At 64.3% G+C, this 21,107-nt stretch carries 16 protein-coding genes; 15 read left to right on the top strand and 1 reads right to left on the bottom strand.

Going from position 1 to position 21,107, the window contains the following annotated elements; genetic code table 11:
• Positions 1-123 precede the first annotated feature (123 nt).
• The 9 genes from METLW3_RS0121490 to METLW3_RS0121445 all read left to right on the top strand — a co-directional run bounded on the left by METLW3_RS0121490 (position 124) and on the right by METLW3_RS0121445 (position 9,007).
• On the top strand, positions 124-1,065 hold the full coding sequence (locus METLW3_RS0121490) for a DUF3991 and TOPRIM domain-containing protein (protein WP_024881836.1): 942 nt from the start codon (positions 124-126) through the stop codon (positions 1,063-1,065).
• Complete coding sequence (locus tag METLW3_RS28925; protein ID WP_024881835.1) at positions 1,062-1,991, top strand: hypothetical protein; 930 nt, start codon at positions 1,062-1,064, stop codon at positions 1,989-1,991. Before METLW3_RS0121490 ends, METLW3_RS28925 begins: the two co-directional genes overlap by 4 nt.
• Complete coding sequence (locus METLW3_RS0121480) at positions 1,975-4,092, top strand: UvrD-helicase domain-containing protein (protein WP_245267472.1); 2,118 nt, start codon at positions 1,975-1,977, stop codon at positions 4,090-4,092. The genes METLW3_RS28925 and METLW3_RS0121480 overlap by 17 nt, the downstream gene beginning before the upstream one ends.
• 185 nt (positions 4,093-4,277) lie before the next feature.
• Positions 4,278-6,551, top strand: coding sequence for an adenosylcobalamin-dependent ribonucleoside-diphosphate reductase (locus tag METLW3_RS0121475; protein WP_024881833.1), 2,274 nt, complete (start codon positions 4,278-4,280; stop codon positions 6,549-6,551).
• Between the two features lie 36 nt (positions 6,552-6,587).
• Complete coding sequence (locus tag METLW3_RS0121470) at positions 6,588-7,292, top strand: hypothetical protein (RefSeq protein ID WP_024881832.1); 705 nt, start codon at positions 6,588-6,590, stop codon at positions 7,290-7,292.
• Complete coding sequence (locus tag METLW3_RS28465; protein WP_157516630.1) at positions 7,289-7,528, top strand: hypothetical protein; 240 nt, start codon at positions 7,289-7,291, stop codon at positions 7,526-7,528. The genes METLW3_RS0121470 and METLW3_RS28465 overlap by 4 nt, the downstream gene beginning before the upstream one ends.
• Before the next feature lie 176 nt (positions 7,529-7,704).
• Positions 7,705-7,899: a hypothetical protein gene (locus METLW3_RS0121460; protein WP_024881831.1), complete on the top strand. Its 195-nt coding sequence runs from the start codon at positions 7,705-7,707 to the stop codon at positions 7,897-7,899.
• Between the two features lie 91 nt (positions 7,900-7,990).
• Positions 7,991-8,614, top strand: a complete 624-nt coding sequence (locus tag METLW3_RS0121455; protein ID WP_024881830.1) for a hypothetical protein — start codon at positions 7,991-7,993, stop codon at positions 8,612-8,614.
• Positions 8,615-8,779: 165 nt separating this feature from the next.
• Positions 8,780-9,007 carry a hypothetical protein gene (locus tag METLW3_RS0121445; protein WP_024881829.1) on the top strand — a complete coding sequence of 76 codons (228 nt, stop codon included), beginning with the start codon at positions 8,780-8,782 and terminating at the stop codon, positions 9,005-9,007.
• 91 nt (positions 9,008-9,098) lie between these two features.
• On the opposite strand, the gene METLW3_RS0121440 is transcribed toward METLW3_RS0121445, so the two are convergent.
• Positions 9,099-9,584 carry a MucR family transcriptional regulator gene (locus tag METLW3_RS0121440; RefSeq protein ID WP_024881828.1) on the bottom strand — a complete coding sequence of 162 codons (486 nt, stop codon included), beginning with the start codon at positions 9,582-9,584 and terminating at the stop codon, positions 9,099-9,101.
• Positions 9,585-9,689: 105 nt separating this feature from the next.
• Between METLW3_RS0121440 and METLW3_RS0121435 the strand changes: the two genes are divergently transcribed.
• The 6 genes from METLW3_RS0121435 to METLW3_RS0121405 all read left to right on the top strand — a co-directional run bounded on the left by METLW3_RS0121435 (position 9,690) and on the right by METLW3_RS0121405 (position 20,799).
• Positions 9,690-10,916, top strand: coding sequence for a zincin-like metallopeptidase domain-containing protein (locus tag METLW3_RS0121435; RefSeq protein WP_245267471.1), 1,227 nt, complete (start codon positions 9,690-9,692; stop codon positions 10,914-10,916).
• A 5-nt stretch (positions 10,917-10,921) separates the two neighbouring features.
• Positions 10,922-11,974, top strand: coding sequence for a phosphoadenosine phosphosulfate reductase family protein (locus METLW3_RS0121430; protein WP_245267481.1), 1,053 nt, complete (start codon positions 10,922-10,924; stop codon positions 11,972-11,974).
• A 717-nt stretch (positions 11,975-12,691) separates the two neighbouring features.
• On the top strand, positions 12,692-13,018 hold the full coding sequence (locus tag METLW3_RS0121420) for a hypothetical protein (protein ID WP_024881824.1): 327 nt from the start codon (positions 12,692-12,694) through the stop codon (positions 13,016-13,018).
• Positions 13,019-13,133: 115 nt separating this feature from the next.
• Positions 13,134-18,188: a DEAD/DEAH box helicase family protein gene (locus METLW3_RS0121415; protein ID WP_024881823.1), complete on the top strand. Its 5,055-nt coding sequence runs from the start codon at positions 13,134-13,136 to the stop codon at positions 18,186-18,188.
• A 154-nt stretch (positions 18,189-18,342) separates the two neighbouring features.
• Complete coding sequence (locus tag METLW3_RS26125) at positions 18,343-18,897, top strand: hypothetical protein (RefSeq protein WP_084484916.1); 555 nt, start codon at positions 18,343-18,345, stop codon at positions 18,895-18,897.
• Positions 18,898-18,981: 84 nt separating this feature from the next.
• Positions 18,982-20,799, top strand: coding sequence for a ParB N-terminal domain-containing protein (locus METLW3_RS0121405; RefSeq protein WP_348625825.1), 1,818 nt, complete (start codon positions 18,982-18,984; stop codon positions 20,797-20,799).
• Positions 20,800-21,107: the final 308 nt, after the last annotated feature.

The raw sequence follows: 21,107 nt of genomic DNA, 5'->3' as shown, positions 1-21,107 counted from the left end.
GCGTTCCGCGCGCCCTTGCAGCGCGGCCGCCTCGCGGTCGGCCGACGGCGTTTCGGGAAAGGAAAAGGAGGATTCGAGGCCTCCGGCCCTTCCCGTGAAACCCGAAGGGAGCGCCGAGAGACCATGAGGCATGACGAGGAGATCGAAATCTTGCGCGCGCGCACGAATTGCGCCGCGCTGCTGGAGCGCTCGACGCCGCCATGGCGGCTCGATCGCCGAGAGAGCACGAAGCATTGCCTCAAATATCGGCGTGGCAAGGGAGAAATCCTGATCGTCAATCACGAGGGCCGCGGCTGGTGGGATCCGCAGAGCGACGCGAAGGGTGACGTCTTCGATCTGGTGCAGCATCTCGAGCCCGGCCTGAATTTCGGCGAGGTCCGCAAGGTGCTCCGCCGGTTCACCGGGATCCAGCCGACTTTTCCGGCCGCCGACATCCAAAGGCGACGATCCCCCGATCTCCCGCTCCCGATCAGATGGGCGCGGCGCCCCCGGCTTCGGCGCGGCTGGCCGGTGTGGCGGTATCTCATCGAGGAGCGCTGCCTTCCCCCGAGCGTCCTGGAGACGGCTCGCGCCGCCGACATCGTGAGAGAGGGGCCATTCGGAAGCGCCTGGTTCGCGCATCACGACGACCGGCGAACCGTCACCCATATCGAAATCCGCGGACCGGACTTCAAAGGATCGGTGCGAGGCGGCGACAAGATCCTGTTCCGCTTGCCCGGCGGTTCGGAGCCGCCGACGCGCTTCGCCCTCGCCGAGGCGCCGATCGACGCGCTCAGCCTCGCCGCCTTGGAGAACATTCGCGCCGACACGCTGTATGCGGCGACCGGCGGCGGCATGGGTCCGAAAACGATCTCTGAGATCGAGGCGATCGTCGCGCGCCTCGCGCCGATCCCGGGCGCGCGCTTCTGCAGCGCCGCCGACGCCAATCCCGCCGGCGACCGCTACGCGGCCCGCCACCAGCTGATCGCCGCGGCCGCCGGCGTCGCCTTCGAGCGACTGCGGCCGCCCGTCGAGGACAGCGACTGGAACGACATGCTCGACCAACGAGAAAGGACGAAACAATGACATCACATCGCGCCTGGATGCTGCTCAAATCGGGCGGTCGGCTCGACCTGCTCGATCCGAAGCCGGACGCCTGGACCGACGAGGATCTGGCGATCGGCCTGTCGCGCACCTATCGCTGGGGCGGATATTCGGCCTGGGACCTGCCGCTCAGCGTCGCCCAGCACAGCCTCGCCGTTCTGGCCCTGCGCGAAGGCGAGGGAAAGCTCACGCCACGGGAATCATTGCGCGAGCTTCTTCATGACGCCACCGAGGGGTTGGTCGGCGGATTCGATCCAATAATGCCGTTAAAACAACATCTTGGTGAAGGCTTCGCGCGGCTCGATCGGCGGCTACAGCGGGCAGTCGATCGACGCTACCGCCTGCCGCCGTGGACCGACGAGAGCTACGCCCTCCATAAGCGCGCCGATCGCCAGGCGGCGGCGAATGAAGCCTATCATGTCGTCGGCTGGAGCCGAGACGACATCAGAGCGAGCCTGCAGATCACGCTCGATCCGCACGACGACGATCCTCTGCCTCTGCCGCCCGGCATGTCGCCCTGGGAGCCGTGGCCGCCGAAGCTCGCCAGCGCACTCTTCCTTCAAAGGCTCGGTGAGCTCGGCGACGCGATCGACGTCACCGACGCGGTCGACGAACTCGCGATGGACGACACGCTCGCCCAACTGGCCGAAGCGTTCTTCCAGCTGCCCGAGGCGACGCGCCGTCGTTGCCGACACATCCCGACCGGCGAACGGCGCCTGGACACGCTCGTTCAGGTCGAAGCCGACGATGGCTCGCAAATCGTCGAGGGCGTCGTCGTCGACGGCGAACGCAACGACACGGGCGCCTTCTACTTCGACGATCTTTTCACGGTTTTCACGACCATCGACGATTCCCGCGGAGAGCTTATCCGCTGCAACGGAGCCAATTGCCATGTCGAGATACTCTGACATCGACCCGCTCGCCGGCATGGAGGAGTGGGACCGCTTCGAGCCCTGCTTCGACGAACCGCCGGCGGAGCATAGCCCCTCCGCCGAGGCCTTCGACCGGATGGCCGCGACCCTCACGCCGGAGCAGGCGCGCGCGGCGGCGCACACGGGGCCGATCCTCGTCCTCGCCGGAGCCGGCACCGGAAAGACCTCGACGCTGACGGCGGCGGTCGTGCACCGCATCGCCGTGGACCGTATTCCCGCCTCGCGCATTCTCGCCGTCACCTTCACCAACAAGGCCGCCGCCGAAATGGCGTTGCGCATCCGCGCCGCGCTCGACGGCCTGGCGGCGCCCTCCTGGCTCGGCACCTATCACGGGCTCGCCGCCCGTCAGCTCCGCGACGCGCCGGAGATCGCCGAGCTCCGGCCGAATTTCGACATCGTCGACGCCGAGGACAGCCGCCGCTTCGTCAAACGCGTCATGAAGGCGCAAGGCCTCGATGGCGAGGAGGGCGGCGACGCCAATGCACGCGATCCGCTGAAGATCATGTGCAATCGTATCGCGAAGTTCAAAGACAATCTGATCACGCCGGCCGGCGCCGCGGCCTGGGTGGAAGGCAAGATCGCCAAAAGCGATCGCTCTCGCGAACCGATCGATCCCCATGCGCTGCGGGCCGCCGCGCGCGTCTACGCCGATTATCAGCGCGCCATGCGCGAGGCGAACGCGGCGGATTTCGGCGACTTGCTACTGTGGCCGACCCTCGCAATGCGCAAGGACGACGCCTATCGCGCGCGCTGGGCGTCGCGCTTCGATTGGCTCGCCGCGGACGAATATCAGGACGTCAATTTCGCCCAATACAGTTGGCTGAAGTCTTTCGCCGCTCAACATGGACGCATCTTCTGCGTCGGCGATGATGATCAGGCCATTTATGGATGGCGGGGCTCCGACATCGAGTATATCCGCCGTTTTCATCAAGATTTTCCGAGCGCTGAGCGGATCAGGCTCGAAGAGAATTTCCGTTCGACGGGTCACATACTCGCCGCGGCCAATGCGGTCATCGCTCGGGACAAGAAGCGTCTCGGCAAGACACTCTACACGCGAAAGGAGCATGGCGACAAGATCGAGGTCGTCGCCTACCGCGACGCCCAGGCCGAGGCCGCCGGCGTCGTCGAGGAGATGCTCGCCCGTCACGCCGAGGGAGCGGGTTGGCAAGATATCGCCATTCTTTATCGCGCCTCTTTCCTGTCGCGCGGCTTCGAAGAAGCCTTGATGCGCGCCCGCATTCCGCATGTGATCGTCGGTGACGTCGGCTTCTATCAGCGCGCAGAGATCAAGGACGCGCTCGCGCTTCTGCGTCTCGCCGCGACGCCCGACGATCGCCAGTCGGACGAGGCCTTCCGCCGGGTCATCAATGAGCCGCGCCGCGGCTTCGGCGCCAAGGCCATGGAGACGGTCGAGGCGGAGGCCTCGTTTCGAAATGTCTCGCTGCTGCGCGCCCTGGACACCGCCGAGCTGCCGGCGAAATGCCGCGCGGCCGGGTTGCAGTTCGCCGACCAGCTGCGCCGCATCGGCGAGGATCGCTCGCACACGCTCGCCGATCAGATCTCGCTGCTGCTCGACGCGAGCGGCTATCGCGCCATGCTGCGAGACAGCAAGGCCGAGAGCTCGGAGGATCGGCTCGAAAACCTCCAGGAGCTGATCTCGCTCGCCGGCGAGTTCCACACGGGGCGCGAGCTCCTCGATCATGCGGCGCTCGCCACCAGCCGCCCCGGCGAGGACGAAACCGACCGCGTGCGCCTGATGACGCTGCACAAGGCGAAGGGCCTCGAGTTCCCGCATGTGTTTCTTCCCGCCTGGGAGGCGGGGGTGTTTCCCTCGGATTACGGTGACGCCGATGAAGAGCGCCGGCTCGCGTACGTCGCGCTGACGCGCGGCATGCGGCGCGTCAGCATTTCCTACTGCGCTTTCCGGCGCGGCTTCGGAGCGCCGTCGCTATACGTCGATGACATACCCGCGGAGCACTGCGTCAGGGGGCGCCTGCGCGATGCAGAGCGGCGCCGCGGCGCACCACGCCAGCCAGTCGATTGGCGGAAGCTCCCGAGCCATTTGCGCCGGCCGTGAGCAGAGGCCGCAAGAAGGAACGAGAACCGAAAATCATTGAAGACGCATATGCCGCCTGCGCGCCCATCGCCGCAAGGAGTTGTCGCCGAGGCTCCCGCGCGTTCCGCGCGCCCTTGCCCCGACGGGCGTGAGGCAGCCTTCGGGGTTTTATCGGAGAAAACCATTCACTGCTCGAGGAGCAAATCATGAATATGATATCTGCAACCCCATCGCGCCCGATAGGCGCGACGCTGCCCGCGATCTCGCAACAGATTTGGGACGAAAAATACCGGCTGAAGACACCCGCCGGAGAGCCGATCGACCTGACCGTCGAAGACAGCTGGCGCCGCGTCGCGCGCGCCCTCGCGAGCGTCGAGAACGATCCCGAGCAATGGGAGGGAACCTTCGATTCGGCGTTGCAGGATTTCAAATTCCTGCCGGGTGGACGCATCCTCGCCGGCGCCGGGGTCTCGCGCCGCGTGACCCTCTTCAACTGCTTTGTCCTGGGAACGATCGAGGACGATCTCGACGCCATCTTCTCGCATCTTCGTGAGGCGGCGCTCACCATGCAGCACGGCGGCGGCATCGGCTATGATTTTTCGACGCTCCGCCCGAAGGGCGCGCTCGTCAAAGGGGTAGGGGCCGACGCCTCTGGCCCCTTGTCGTTCATGGATGTGTGGAATTCCATGTGCGGCACGATCATGTCGGCCGGCACGCGGCGCGGCGCCATGATGGCGACGATGCGCTGCGATCATCCCGACATAGAGGCCTTCGTCGCCGCGAAGGCCGACAAGACTCGCCTGCGCAATTTCAATCTCTCGGTCCTCGTCACCGACGCTTTCATGGACGCGGTCGACGCAGACAAGGACTGGCCACTCGTGTTTGGCGGCGAGGTGTATCGCACGATCTGGGCTCGCGACCTTTGGGACCAGATCATGCGCGCCAATTACAATTATGCCGATCCTGGCGTCATTTTCATCGACCGGATCAACGCCCGCAACAATCTCTATTATTGCGAAACGATCGCGGCGACCAATCCTTGCGGCGAGCAACCGCTGCCGCCCTATGGCGCGTGCCTCCTCGGCTCGAACAATCTCACCAAGCTCGTGCGCGACCCCTTCACGGAGCGCGCCCACCTCGACGAGGGCGGCCTCGCACGCCTCGCCAACATTGCCGTGCGCATGCTCGACAATACGATCGACGTGTCGGGATTCGCGCTCCCCGAACACAGGGAGGAAGCGCTGGCCAAGCGGCGCATCGGTCTCGGCGTCACCGGCGTCGCCGACGCGCTCGCCATGTGCCGCTTGACCTACGGGACGCCCGAGGCCGCCGCGATGGCGGCCCGCTGGAATCGCTTGCTCAATCGACACGCCTATATCGCGTCGATCGGACTCGCCAAAGAAAAGGGCGCATTCCCGCTCTTCGACCGCGACGCCTATCTTGCCGGGGAGACCGTTCGCAGTCTCGACGACGACATCAAAGCCGGAATCTTCGAGCATGGCATTCGCAACGCCTTGCTCACCTCGATCGCGCCGACGGGGACGATTTCGCTGTTCGCGGAAAATGTCTCCTCGGGAATCGAGCCGATCTTCGATCTTTCCTATCTGCGCAAGATCCGCCAACCCGACAATTCCTTCGTCGAGCAGGAAGTCGACGACTACGCCGTGCGGCTCTACCGCGAAAAATTCGGCGCGGACGCGGAACTACCGGAATATTTCGTCACCGCGCAGACCCTGACGCCCGCCGATCACATTCGCATGCAGGCCGCGATTCAGGACCACGTCGATGCTTCGATCTCCAAAACGGTGAATTGCCCAGCCGATATCTCGTTCGAGGACTTCAAGACGATCTACGTGGACGCCTATCGTTCCGGCTGCAAGGGCTGCACGACCTATCGACCCAATGAGATCACCGGCTCCATCCTGTCGACCACGGCGCCTGCGTCCGCCGCTCCCCCGACGCCCCCGCATCCGGTGATCGCGCCGCGTCAGGAGAAGCTCGCGGGCGCCACCTACAAGCTGCGCTGGCCTGAGAGCGAGCACGCTCTCTATGTGACGATCAATGACGTCGAGGAGAATGGGGAAAGGCGCCCCTTTGAAATTTTCCTGAACTCCAAGGACATGCAGCATTACGCGTGGGTGGTCGCCCTGACGCGCATGATCAGCGCCGTGTTCCGTCGCGGCGGTGACGTCGCTTTCGTCGCGGAAGAGTTGAAGGCCGTGTTCGACCCGCGCGGCGGGCATTGGAGCGAGGGACGTTATGTCCCCTCCCTCATCGCCGCGATCGGCTCGATCATCGAACGCCACATGATCGACACCGGCTTTCTCGCTCCCTCTGAAGTGATCGTGGCGCACGCTTCCGAGGAACATCCGCCGGCGCGCGCTCTCGGAGCGCTCTGCCCGAAATGCAGCCAGCCAGGTCTCGTCAAGAAAGACGGCTGCATGACCTGTCGTCACTGCGGCTGGTCGAAGTGTTCGTGAAGGTCTCCTCGCCCGCATCGTATAGGGAGATGTCCCATGAACGACCTGATCCCGCGGCCGTCCTCGATCCTCGCCGATCGCGACGGCCAGATCACACCAGCGCGTCGCAAGTACCGCAGGGTGCGCCACGATCGGCCCGAGCCGGTCGAAATCGTCCCAGCCGTGCCCGATCGCGCGCTCAACGCCCATCTCTGGGTGCGGCATCCTCAGGATTGGTATGTGGAGGAGAGCTGGGTCGATCATCGCTTCTTCGAAGAGGAGGACTTCGAAGGTTCGATCTACGATCCGGCCTGCGGGCTCGGACGCATCGTCGAAGCTGCGAGAGCCGCGGGCTACAATGACGCCTGGGGCGAGGACCTGGTTTCTCGATCCATGTTCTGCGATCGCGCCGTCGACTTCCTATCCGAAGAGGCCAGAAGGCGGGCGCCGGACAACATCTGTTGCAATCCGCCATTTCGAAAGTCGCGGGAATTCGTCATTCGCGCGCGCAAGATCGCGAGACGAAAGGTCGCAATGATCCTGCCCCTCTCCTGGATTTCCGGCGACCGCCGCTCCAGATGGCTGGAGAGAACCTTTCCGCGGCGCGTGCTGATCATCACGCCGCGCCCTTCCATGCCGCCAGGTCCAGTCATTCTCGCGGGGCTGAAAGCGCGCGGAGGACGAGTCGATTTCGCGTGGTATATTTGGGAGAGGAACTATGTCGGTGAGCCATCCTTCGGATGGCTGAGGCGAAAGCGATGAGCGAAACCGGTGGAAAGAAACGACACTCACTCACCGCTCTTGCAGCGTCGATTCGCGTCGTCCAGCAGCTCCTACGGACAGCCGGTCCGAGAAAATGCGGCAACGTGCGCCAATCCGAGTTCGACTCGTTGCTCGACCAGCTCGACGAACTGCGCGATCTGCTCCAATGGCTCGAACGAAACAAGACGGACTTTCTCGCATGGCGTGAAGCGAGAAGAGACATCAAGACCCAGTGAAGCAATGAGCTGCCCCTAGCGCGAACGTCGCCGCAAGGGGCCGTCGCTACGCTCCCGCGCGTGCCGCGCGCCCTTGCCCCGCCGTGCGCGAAGGGGCGTTTCTCTTTTAGGTTTCGAGCAAGAAATCGCGAAAGAGAAGCAGTCGCATCGGCGGAGACAGGCACTCGAAAGCACGCGTGATTGTCGACAATGATCGCCTCGATCGCGTCTCTCATTACGAGAGCGGCATTTCCGACGCGGAGGTGATCGCCGCGGTCGACGCCTTCCGAGCGCGCGGATACGCAGAATTCCAGCAATGGGCGGCGCGCAAGGAGATCGAGGTCGACGTCTCGCAATATCCGCCGCCACGATCGATCGCTTCACAACGCTGAACGATCGACCTCGCATCGCGCGCATCGCGCTTCATGGACCCGGTTTCCCGCCGGATTGCTTTCGCGTTTTCCCTTTCCAAAGGAGGTCATCATGGGTTGGCTCTATATGCGATCGCTGGAAGGCCACGACGGACCCGGCGCTTATCTCGACGCGCAGTTCACTTTCGAGAGGCAGGAGGTCGTCTCCAAGGTGCTGAAATCAGCGTTCGTGACGCCGCGCGTCTATTACGCCGCGGTCGAGTGCGTCACCAAGGCCACTGGAGAGCACGTCGTTTGGGCCTTGGTTTGCCTCGTCGACTACAATCCCAGAGATCGAGAAGGATTCATCTTCGGCTACAAAGATATAGGCGAATCTGCCGGTCCCTGCGAGACCGAATGTCCAGAGGCTATTCTCGACCTCTTGACCGAGACGGACTACGAATATGCGCTCGAGTGGCGGAAGCGCTGCCGAGATCACGCCGCAGCGCGACGCGCCAGAGCTGTAAAGCCGCGTCCCCGTCCCGGACAGACGATCGTTTTCGACGAGCCAGTGCGCTTCGCGGACGGCCGCGACTTCACGACCATGCGGGTCGTCTCCAATCGTCCCGGCCGTCGACCAGCCATCCTCTATCAGGATCCCGAGTCCGCGGCATACTATCACATCCGCAACATCAAAGATCATAACTACCGCCTCGTCGCGCCCGAGCAGACGCGACAGCAGCTCGAGATTTTTTAAACAGACGAGCGAGAGGCGACGCTATCGCGCGCGCCCTGCCTCCGCGGGATGGCGCCGCGCCCCGACTGCCCACGGCCAGCCCAAAATTCCAACGGCCCGTCGACGTCCTGTCGAGGCGCATCGGCCTGGGCAAATTCCAAGACAGCCAAATAATGGAGTCCTTTCATGCCCATTCGCTACTCGACTTCAGGAAAAATCATCGCCCATCGCTTCACCCTCGAAGCGATCGAGGAGGCGTCGGAGCTGATGCAGGGATTTTGTCTCGCCTGCGGCGCCGTGAGAGATTGCTGCGAGCCGGACGCCCGCCGCTACGAATGCGAAGAATGCGGAAACCATCTCGTCTACGGCGCTGACGAAATACTCGTCATGGACCTTGTTCGATCCGATCCGTGACCGGTCGCACAGTCGCCACGAAACGTCGCGCCGTGCGCCACTCGATCCACTTCGAATGGCGCACTATTGCCAGAGCCAGGCCGGTCGCCGATCACACCTTCTTCTTAGCCGGACGTCCACGCTTGACCGGCGCGGCGGCGACGGTTTTCTGGCGCGGCGCGGCCTTCTCGCGAAGCTGACCGAGCCCGATTTTCTTTGCCATTTCCGATCGCTGCGCCGCATAATTGGGCGCCACCATCGGATAGTCGGCAGGAAGGTTCCACTTCGCCCGATACTCCTCCGGACTCATTCCGAGCGCCGTCAAATGGCGTCGCAGCGATCTGAAGCTCTTTCCGTCTTCGAGACATATGATGAAATCGGGTGTGACGGACTTGCGGATCGAAACAGCCGGCTCTCGTTTCACCGCTGGCGTCGCCGGGTCGATCGACGCGTTGCCGAGGTTCTCCAGCGCTCCGCGTACTGCTTGGATGAGCGAAGCCAGGTCTCCGATCGGCAGGGAGTTATTGGCGACGAAGGCCGCGACGACCTCGGCCGCGAGCGTGATCGAACGAGAAGGTTCTGCCTCTGAAGCCGTCATTCGAATTTTCCTCGAAGTTCATGACGAATAAGATTTCGTAACTATTGGACGCTCCACGACACTGGCGCAAGCGCTTTCGATGACTTTTCCTCGAAGGCGTGTCGAATGGATTGTTCGTCGCGAGACGCAGAGCGGATGTGCCGCCTGATAGGCGGCGCATGCAGAAAATACCGACAGCCGAAGAACAAACAGACCGACAGCGCGAAGCGCCGTTCCCGCATGCGCGTCCGCCGCCGCAAGGGTAAAGGCGCGCGCGCCCGTTCTCGCCGCGAGCGGCGAGCCCGCCCTTGCCCCGGCCGCCGTGATGCGGGGCGTCGAGGTTCGTTCCGAGACCAGAATGGAAAGGACGAACCAATGAGCGGTTTCAAGAAGAGCCAAGCTCGCGCGCCCGCGCGCCGCGATCACTATCGCGAAGTGACGGATCGCATCGTCGCTGCGCTTGAACAGGGCGTCGCCCCTTGGCGCCGACCCTGGAACCCCGACAAGGCCGCCGGTCCGCTCTCGCCGATCAACGCCACGACCGGACGCCGGTATCGCGGGATCAACGTGCTCTTGCTGGGTATGTCGCGATTTTCCTTCGCGAGCGGCGATCCTCGCTTTTGCAGCTACAAGCAGGCGAAGGATAGGGGCTGGCAAGTGCGGGCCGGCGAGAAGGGCGCGACCATATACTTTTACAAGAGCCTATGCGTCGAAGATCGCGACGCGCCGGCGGACGGCGAGGAGCATACGCGCAACATTCCGCTGCTTCGCTCCTTCACTGTTTTCAACGGGTCGCAGATCGACGGTATTCCCGAGTTTGTGCCCCCGACGATCGAAGAGGCGCCGTGGCGTCGTTTCGAGGCGGCTGACATCATTCTGCGCAACAGCGGCGCCGTCGTTCGCATCGGCGGCGACCAGGCCTTCTATAGCCCGTCGACCGACCATATTCAGCTGCCGATGGAGCGTGCGTTCAGTTCGCCCGAGGCGTACGCCGCTGTCCAAATGCACGAGCTGACCCATTTTTCTGGCGCTAAAAATCGGCTGAACCGTGATCTCAGTGGACGCTTTGGCTCGGCGAAATACGCGTTCGAAGAACTCGTGGCCGACCTGTCGAGCTGCATGATCAATACGGAGCTCGGCCTGCCCACGGACATCGAGAACCATGCGAGCTATCTATCATTTTGGATCGAGCGTTTGAAGAGTGACAAGCGTGAAATCTTTCGCGCGGCGGCGGCGGCGCAGAAGGCGGCCGATTATTGCCTCGCCTTTCATCCCGACTTCGCCGAAAGCCGAAGCGATTCCGATGAACAGGACGCCTCTGATAGCGACGCGCCCCTCGTCGAGGCCGCGTGATCGCCATGATGCGCGCCCTATCGACGAACCCCGAAGACGGCGAGCATCCGCATGCTCTCTCTCGCCTCCAATCCTCCATTGCTCCCGATCTGAGGAGCTACGACTACATATTGATTGCGCTGTCCGGCGGAAAGGATTCGGTCGCAGCGCTCCTTCATCTTCTCGATCAGGGCGCCGATCCCGCGCGAATCGAATTGCACCATCACGACGTCGACGGTCGCGGGCCGCCGACGTTCGATTGGCCGATCACCGCGGGCTATTGCCGTGCGATTTCTGCGGCCTTTGGCGTTCCGCTCTACTTCTCGTGGCGCGACGGCGGTCTGCGTCGTGAGATGTTGCGTGACAATGAGCCCACCGCCTCCGTAACGTTCGAGACGACCGAAGGAAGCCTCGCGACATTCGGCGGCCGCGGCGGTCCTGGCACGCGTCTGCGCTTCCCCCAGGTTACGGCCGATTTGCGGCTTCGCTGGTGCAGTTCCGTCGCGAAAATCGACGTGATGCGAAGCGTGATCTGCAATTCGCCCCGCTTTCTCGGCAAGTGCGCGCTCGTCGTCACCGGCGAGCGCGCCGAGGAGAGCCCAGCGAGGGCTCGCTATCTGACGTTCGAACCGCATCGCACCGATACGCGCGGCGGAACCCGCCGGCCTCGCCACGTCGATCATTGGCGTCCGATCCACGGCTTGGAGGAACGACAAGTCTGGGATCTGCTCCGGCGTCACGGCGTCGTTCCGCATGTCGCCTATCAGCTCGGCTTTGGACGCGTCTCCTGCATGCTTTGCATCTTCGCCTCGCCCGATCAGCTGGCGACGGTCAGATGGATGGCGCCGGAGCGCTTCGAGACGATCGCCGTATATGAACGGCGCTTCGGCTGCACCGTCAAACGCGACGCTCCCATCCATGCCGTCGCCGATCGCGGCAGACCCTATCCGGCCGCGCTCGCTCGGCCAGATCTCGTGCAGCTCGCCATGTCCGAGCTTTGGTCGCCGGCGATACGCACGTCCCCCGAGCGCTGGCGCCTGCCCGCCGGCGCCTTCGGCGACGCGGCGGGTCCCGGCTGAATTCCGCGGTTCTCGCCTTCGCGTTTTTCACAATCCGTTTCGCGCCTCCCAGAGGAGACATCGACATGTCCCGCTCCTACACGCATTTTTCCTGCGTTCTACCACTCGGCCGTTCCGAATTCGTCCCACCGGCTCTCGCTCTCTATGAGCAATATGCCGAGGAGCTCGACGCCAGATATGAGCGCGTCTGCTTCGCGGTGAAAACCAGCGACGCCGATAGAGGATGTCTTCGCATCGTCTCCGGGGACGACGGCGATCCCGAACAAGTGATCGCGTTCGTTCAGCGCTGTGCGAGAACGTTAGGATTGACCGGCCTATGGGGGTTCCATTGGAGTCAGGGCTGCGTGTTCCCCTCGTTCGACGCATTCGGTGGCGCAGCTTGCCTGCTTGATCTCGGCGCGCAGCGCGTCGTCGACAGAATCGATTGTCGGCGCTGGCTCTCGGAACGCATCGCGCGTGACAAGACGCCCGCGGCTCGGCTCCTTCGGCCCCATTCGTGACGCCGCGCAATTCGTAGGTGTGAAAAGGAGAAATCGAAAAAGAAGAACATGAATGGAAGGCGTTACCGCGAACGAACGGCCGCCGCAAAGGGTGGGCCGCTCCGGCCGCTTCGCTGGGCCGGATCGATCCCGGCGCACGAGGCGCCGCCTTTGCCCCAGCCGTTCGTCCTCGGTGCGGGATCGGGGTCTTCGAGAAGAAGATCGAGAGGAGACTCCGATGCAACAGTTCAGCACGACTGAATCCGAAAATCGCGACGCCGCCACCGGCGCGGCGTTGGGCCTCGACGCCTTCGACCACGACGCCGCGCGCCGCGATGGTTGGGTCATATCCGATTGCGGCAGCTATCGCGACGGCGCGCCTCGCATCGAGCTGCAGAAGTTCGACAACCCGGAGCAAGGTCCGCCGAAATTTCGCGACGACAGAGAGGCCTGGTCCCATGTCGTCGCGCGCGCGCGCACCGGCTCCGCGCTTCACATTCGAGCGCTCGATCTCGTCGATCGACGTGAGCGTTCCGCCATCGAAGCCGCCTTCGGGCCTTGGTGAGTGCGGCGACCGCCGCCTGCCCGAACCGTCCCCTTCGCACATTCGTCCGACTGCCCACGCCCGGCCGCCCAGCGCGCGCCGGGCTTTTTCGTGCTCGCCGAAAGGATTTCTCGCTATGGCCAAGGACAGCAATCAGCTGACGCTTTCTCTGTTCGATTCCACCAGCCTCTCCGGCGGCTTGACGCTCGACGGCGGAAGTTTTCGCCCCTCGACCGATCTCCCCGAAGAAGACGAAACGCCGGCCGTCGCGGCGCCTTCGATCCCCGCGCAGGACTTCGTGCTGCGCGGCGACCGCCAGCTCGCTCACGGCTGGAAAGCCCGCGCCGCCGACAATCTCGCCGCCATCCGGCTCGCCCTCGAAATCGAGGCTGAAAAGCGGAATGCGACTTCGGAGGAGCAGGAAGTCCTGAGCCGCTTCGTCGGCTTCGGCGCGCGGGACCTCGCCAATATGATGTTCCGCCGCGCCGGCGAGAGCTTCGCCGAGGGCTGGGAGGATCTGGGCGAGCAACTGGAGCGGCTCGTCCCGCGCGAAGAGCTGGCGAGCCTCGCCCGCGCCACGCAATATGCCCATTACACGCCCGAGTTCATCATTCGCGCCATCTGGCGCGCCGTCCAGCGCATGGGCTTTGCCGGCGGCGCGATCCTGGAGCCCGGATGCGGGACGGGGCTCTTCTTCTCCCTCATGGCGGAAGCGCTCGCCGGCAAATCGAGCCTCACCGGCGTCGAGATGGACGCCACCACCGCACGCATCGCATCGCAGCTGTTTCCGAACGCCTGGATCCGGCGCGAGGATTTTACGAAGGCGCGCCTCTCCGAGAGCTTCGAGCTCGTCATCGGCAATCCGCCGTTCAGCGACCGGCGCGCGCGTCTCGACGGAGCCGAGCGCCTCGACCTTTCACTGCATGATTATTTCATCGCGCGGTCGATCGAACGGTTGAAGTCGGGCGGCCTCGCCGCCTTTGTCACCAGCCGCTGGACCATGGACAAGGTCGACGACAAGGCGCGCGCCCATATCGGGACAATAGCCGATCTCGTCGGCGCGATCCGGCTTCCCGAGGGGGCAATGAACGCCGCCGCCGGAACCGACGTCGTCGTCGACATTCTGTTCCTGCAGAGGCGCGCCGCCGACCAGGAGCCCGCCGGCGCGCTCTGGCAGGACCTCGCCGAGGCGGTCCCCGCCGAGGATGGCGAGGAGCCGCTCGCGATCAATCGATATTTCATCGACCATCCAGAGATGGTCATGGGGCTCCATGCGCGAACCAGCAGCGCCTATGGGCCGACCTACACCTGCCAGCGAAAGGACCGCGCCGCGCTCGACGAAGCGCTCGACGCCGCCGTTTCGCGCCTGCCGCGCGGGATCCATCAGCCGAGCGAGGCATTGGCCGCGACCGCGCCGAGCCGCCCCGCCCTCCGCATCGGCACGGCCGCGGAAGGCGCGACAATCAAGGAGGGCAGCTTCGTCATTGTCGACGACGCGCTGACGCAGATCATCGACGGCGCGCCGCGCATGATCGAGGTGCGCGGCGGCAAGGGAACCGAAGGCATTCCCGCAAAGCACGCCCGCATCATTCGCGCTCTCATCCCGATCCGGGACGCCATCCGCGAGGTCCTGCGCGCCCAGGAGGCCAATGAGCCCTGGGGTCCGGCCCAGACGCGCCTGCGCATCGCCTACAACAGCTTCCTGCGCAATTTCGGAGCGATCAATCTCACCACCATCACCGAGACGACCGATCCGAAGACCGGCGAGGCGCGCGAGACGCAGCGCCGCCCCAATCTCCAGCCCTTCCTCGACGACCCCGACGTCTGGCTCGTCGCCTCGATCGAGGACTATGACGTCGAGACCGGAACGGCGACAAAAGGGCCGATCTTCTCCGAACGCGTGCTGCATCCGCCGGCGACGCCGACGATCGAAAGCGCGGCCGACGCCCTCGCCGTCACCCTGCACGAGCTCGGCCATGTGGACATCGACCGCATCGCCGACCTCCTCGGCCGTTCGCGCGACGAAGCGCTCGCCGAACTCGGGGATCGCGTCTTCCTCGACCCGCAGACGACGATCGAAGGCTTCGAGAGCTGGCAGACCGCCGACGCCTATCTGTCCGGTCCAGTACGCACCAAGCTCACCGCCGCGATCGCCGCGGCCGAGCGAGATGCGCGCTATCGGCGCAATGTCGAGGCGCTCGGCCCGGTCCAGCCCGAGGATCTGAAGCCCTCGGATATTTCCGCCCGGCTCGGCGCGCCATGGATCCCGATCGACGTCGTCATGGGGTTCGTCGCCGAGGTCATCGGCGTGAAGGCCTCGATCCGCCACACGGTCGAGATCGCCTCCTGGACCGTCGAGCTCTCCGCCTTCTCCGGCCGCGCCGAGGCGACCTCCGAATGGGGCACGGCGCGCCGCAACGCCGGCCTGCTGCTCGGCGACGCGCTCAATTCCTCGATCCCGCAGATCTACGACGTCTGGAAGGAGGACGGCAGAGAGCGGCGCGAGCTGAACGCCGCCGAGACCGAGGCGGCCAAGGAGAAGCTCGCCAAGATCAAGACGGCTTTCGAGCGCTGGGTGTGGACCAATGTCGAGCGGGCCGAGCGTCTCACCCGCATCTACAACGAACAGTTCAACAATCTGGTCCCGCGGCATTTCGACGGAGGCCATCTGCAGCTTCCCGGCGCGAGCAGCGTCATCAAATTCTACGACCACCAGAAGCGCGCCATTTGGCGCATCGTCAGCGCCGGCAAGACCTATATCGCCCATTCGGTCGGCGCCGGAAAAACCTTCACCATCGCCGCCGCCATCATGGAGCAGAAGCGGCTCGGCCTCGTCGCCAAGGCGATGCTGGTCGTTCCCGGCCATTGCCTGGCGCAGGCGAGCCGCGAATTCCTCCTGCTCTATCCGAACGCCCGCATTCTGGTCGCCGACGAGACGAATTTCTCCAAGGACAAGCGCCAGCGATTCCTCGCTCGCGCCGCCACGGCGCAGTGGGATTGCATCATCATCACCCACAGCGCCTTCAAATTCGTGCCGGCGCCCGCCGCCTTCGAGCAGGCGCTCGTTCAGAACCATCTCGCCAGCTATTCCGAATTGCTGGAGAAGATCGACGGCGACGACCGCATCTCGCGCAAGCGCATCGAGCGCATGAAGGAAGGGCTTCAAGCCAAGCTCGATGCCTTGCAGAGCCGCAAGGACGACCTTCTGACCATCGGCGAGATGGGCGTCGACCAGCTCATCGTCGACGAGGCGCAGGAGTTTCGCAAGCTCTCCTTCGCCACCAATATGACGAGCCTGAAGGGCGTCGATCCGGACGGATCGCAGCGCGCCTGGGACCTCTTCGTCAAATCCCGCTTCGTCGACGAGAAGAATCCCGGCCGCGCCCTGCTCCTCGCCTCCGGCACGCCTATCACGAACACGCTAGGCGAAATGTTCACGCTCCAGCGCTTCATGCAGCCGGAGACGCTAGAAGAAAGGGGCATTCACGAGTTCGACGCCTGGGCCGCGACCTTTGGCGAGACGCGCACAGAGCTCGAGCTGCAGCCGTCCGGCCTCTACAAGCCGGTAACGCGCTTTTCGGAATTCGTCAATGTGGCCGACCTCATGGCCATGTATCGCTCGGTCGCCGACGTCGTGCTCAAATCGGATCTGCGCCACTATCTCCGCCTGCCGAGCGTCAAGGGCGGCAAGCGCCAGATCGTCACGGCCGAGCCGACCGCCGCCTTCAAGGCCTATCAGAAAATCCTCGCCCAGCGCATCGCCGTCATCGAGGCCCGCAAGGGGAAGCCCGAGAAGGGCGACGACATTCTCCTCTCCGTCATCACCGACGGTCGCCACGCCGCCATCGATCTGCGCTTCGTCCTCCCCGGCCACGCCAATGAGGATGGCAACAAGCTCAACGCCCTGATCGACAACGTCTTTGCGATCTGGCGCGAGACCTCCGACCGCCGCTACACGCGGGCGGATGGCGTTCCCTACCTGTTGCCCGGCGCGGCGCAGATGATCTTCTCCGATCTCGGCACGCTCAATGTGGAGGCGACGCGCGGCTTCTCGGCCTACCGCTGGATCAAGTCGCGGCTCGTCGCGCTCGGCGTTCCCCCCGAGCAGATCGCCTTCATGCAGGATTACAAGAAGTCGAGCGCCAAGCAGCGCCTTTTCCAGGACATCAACGCCGGCAAGATCCGCATCCTGAACGGATCGTCCGACACGATGGGAACCGGCGTCAACGCTCAGCGCCGTCTGGTCGCCCTTCATCACCTCGACGTTCCGTGGCTCCCCTCGCACATCGAGCAGCGCGAGGGCCGTATCGAGCGCCAGGGCAACGAGAATGACGAGATCGAGCTCTACGCCTACGCCACCAAGGGCAGCGTCGACGCCACCGGCTGGCAATTGCTGGAGCGGAAGGCCCGCTTCATCGAAATGGCCATGTCCGGCGACCGCAGCATCCGTCGGCTGGAGGACGCCGGCTCGCAGGTCAACCAATTCGCCATGGCGAAGGCCATTGCATCGGGCGACCCGAGGCTCATGCGGAAGGCCGGGCTCGAAGCCGAGATCGCTCGGCTGGAGCGTCTGCGCGACGCGCATTTCGACGATCAATACGCCGTCCGCCGCACGATCTCCTCAACCGAGGCCTCGCTCCGCCACGCCGAAAAGCGAATCGGCGAGATCGAGCAGGACATCGCCCGGCGAATCCCGACCCGCGGCGACGCCTTCCGCATGGAGGTGAACGGCGAGCGTTTCGTCGAACGCAAGGACGCCGGCGCCGCCCTGCTCAGAGGCATCCGCGCCAAGGAATTCGAAGGCGCGGGCGGCGACTGGCGTATCGCCAATATCGGCGGCTTCGATTTGTCCGTAACGGCGAGATCCGTCGAGCGCCAGAAGCTCGCGGATCTCGAGTTGACGATGCAGCGCGCCGGCCAACATCTCGACATCGAATATTCTCACGATCTGACGCCGCTCGGCATCATCTCTCGTCTCGAATATTGCCTCTCGCGCTTCGAAGTGGAGTTGGCCGAGCAGAAGCGCGCCATGCGCGACGCCGCCGAGCGCCTGCCCGCCTATCGCCGGCGTTTGGACGAGGCCTTCGCCTATGAAGACGAGCTCGACGCGAAGCGCGACGAGCTGGCCGCTCTCAATGCGTCTCTTGCCGCGAACGACGATGGCCGAGCCGAGGCCAGCTCCGCGGCCTGACGCGCCACGCTGGCGCGTCCATCAAATCCCGAAGGTCTGACGACCAGGCGCGGGCTCGGACGGCATGGTCTTGGTCCGAACGCCTCGGCGCGGGCGATCCCCGAGAGTTTGCGTCGCCGATCGCTGCGCTCCCCTTCTCATCAGGAGACGATACATGCTCCCGACCGCAATCATTCGATCTCTCCGAACGCCACAATTGACGGCCCCGGACTTCACGCCGACCAAGTTCCATACGACCGACGACAAGGCGTGGTTCGCCAACGCGCTGCTGAAATTTCTCGCGGACGACTGTCCACAAAGCGCCTTCACCGACCGGCTTTATGTGCGCCTCTCCAACAGCTTTGGGAACATTGCTCATCATGACCGGACCAGATTTTATAACAACTTTTTCGTGACTTCCGAGAGGAAGATAGGATTCCTCGAACAGACGCTGCGATGGCCCTGTTATGGCGCCGCGGAATTCACATTTTGCGACGTCGAGATACTCGTCCAATCACGCATAGCGGCGACAAATCTTCTCGCGATTGAACAATCGAGACGCGACGCCGAGATCGCGCGCCGTGAGCGCGAGCTGCTCGCGCGCTTGAAGGCCAAATACGAGTCGATTCCTCGCGCCGGTCCGACGCCATCGCCGATCACGACATCGACGCTGGCTCCGTCGGCCGTTCCGACGCCGCGGCAAGGATCGCTCTTCGATCTTTCACAGTGAGCTGAAGCTCTCCCGCGTCACGCGAAGAGGGCGAAGAAGCTCCGTCAAAACGAAACGAAGAACAAAGAAAAGGCGCTCTGCCCCATGCGCGGCCGTCGCCGCAAGAGTTCGTCGCTTCGCTCCCGCGCGTTCCGCGCGCCCTTGCCCCGCCGTCCGCGACCGGGGCGTTCGATCCTCGTCTTCGAGAAGAAGACCGGCAATTTGAAATTCAAAGAGGAGATCATCATCATGGAATTGCGTCACGTCGATCCTCGCAATCTCAAGCCCAATCCCAACAATCCGCGCCACACCGCGCCCGGCGAGCACGCCGATCGACAGCTCATCGCCAACATCCAGAAGATCGGCATCACGCAGCCGCCCGTCGTGCGCGCGGATGGCGACGATCTTGTCATTGTAGCCGGTGATCGGCGCGTCCGCGCCGCGATCGCGGCAGAGCTCCCCGAGATCATCGTCCTCGTCCGCGGCGCCGACGACGGGGCCGACAATCTCCGCTCCCTCTCCGAAAACGTGGCCCGCGCTCAGATGGGGCCGGTCGATCAATGGCGCGCCATCGAAGCGCTCATTTCCGACCACTGGACCGAAGACGCGATCGGCGATGCTCTCGCTCTGCCGGTCCGCACCATCAAGAAATTGCGCCTCCTCGCCCACATTCATCCGGCGATCCTCGATCACATCGCCAAAGGCGACATGCCGCAGGAAAGTCAGCTCCGCATCATCGCCGCGGTTGGAGCCGACGAACAGGCCTCCGTATGGAAGAAGCACAAGCCCAAGAAGGGCCAGGACACGGTGACTTGGCTCGATGTCGCTCGCGCGCTCCAAAAGCGGCGCATCTACGCGAAGCACGCGAAGTTCGGGCCAGACGAGGAGCAGGCGTTCGGCATCGTCTGGGAGGACGACCTGTTCGAGCAGGACGGCCAGGACTCTCGCTACACCACTCAGGTAGAAGCCTACTTCGCGGCGCAGACCGCATGGCTCGAAGCCAATCTGCCGAAGAATGGCGTTCTCCTGCAAATCGACGAATATGGCCAGGGGAAGCTCCCGCCGAAAGCCGAGCGGGTCTGGGGCCAATCGAGAAAGAGCGACATGATCGGCTTCTACGTCGACCCCCGCGAAGGCTCTGTGAAAGAAATCGCCTACCGCCTGCCCAAGGCGGAACCGAAGACCGCGAAGAGCGGAGCGCGCGCCGGCGCCGTGGAGACGGCTTCCGAGCCGACCCGCACGCGTCCCGAGATCACGCAAAAAGGCCTCGCGATCATCGGCGATTTGCGCACGGACGCTCTCGCCCGAGCGCTCGCCGAGAATGAGATCGACGATTTCACGCTCCTCAGCCTGCTCGTCGTCGCCTTCTCGGCCGAGAATGTCGATGTGAAAGCGAGCGGCTACTCCGCACCCTTGCGTCGAGGCCTCACGCGTCGCCTCGCCGTCGAGGGCCGCATCACCCAAGAGGCCGCCCTCGTTCGGAAGGCCGCGCGCGACATGCTCGCCCATGTCCTCACCTGCCGTCCCGGCTATCATTCGAGCGGCGTCGCCGCGCGCCTTGTCGGCGACGCGATCGGCGCGGACGCGCATCTGCCGAACATGGCGACGGAAGAATTCCTCTCGTCGCTTTCGAAAGCGGCGCTCGAAAAGGCCGCCGCGCTGCACTCGGTGCTGCCGCGTCCTCGCGCCAAGGAGACCCGCGCCGCCCTCATCGACCAGCTCGCGGGCGCCACATTCGTGCTACCGGCCGCGCGGTTCGCTCTGTCGCAAGAAGAGATCGCGAACCAACTCGCCCGAGCGGCCGAACGCGCCGAGGAGGACGAGGGCGAGGGCCAAAACGTCGACGGCTCCGATACGGAGATCGGCGCCACCGACGAGGACGGCGACCCGGAAGAGGATCAGCAAGCCGAGGAATTCGCCTGATCAACGCATCGGCGCGGCCGGCTTACCGTCGGCCGCGCTCTTCTGCACGCTGCCATGAACCCCGAGGACGGGAGGTTCGCTCATGTACGCTTTTCAATTCCAGGATGGAAGCTGGCGCATCGACTTCATGACCAACAGTCGATCGCCCCGTCCTGCTCCCAGAACCGAGGCGTACGATCTCAATGAAGCGTCCTACCTCAGTCGCCGCGCCGCGAACGCCGCCATCGACAAAATCCGCGCGCTCGCTTCCGACAGATCTCCTCCCACATCAGAGGAAGTTTCGTCCTGAAGCGCCGCGCATTTGTGAA

Origin of the sequence: Methylosinus sp. LW3 (assembly GCF_000527115.1) — a bacterium.
Taxonomy (GTDB): domain Bacteria; phylum Pseudomonadota; class Alphaproteobacteria; order Rhizobiales; family Beijerinckiaceae; genus Methylosinus.
Note: the sequence above shows the minus strand (reverse complement) of the source record. Positions and strands in the feature narration are given on the sequence as shown.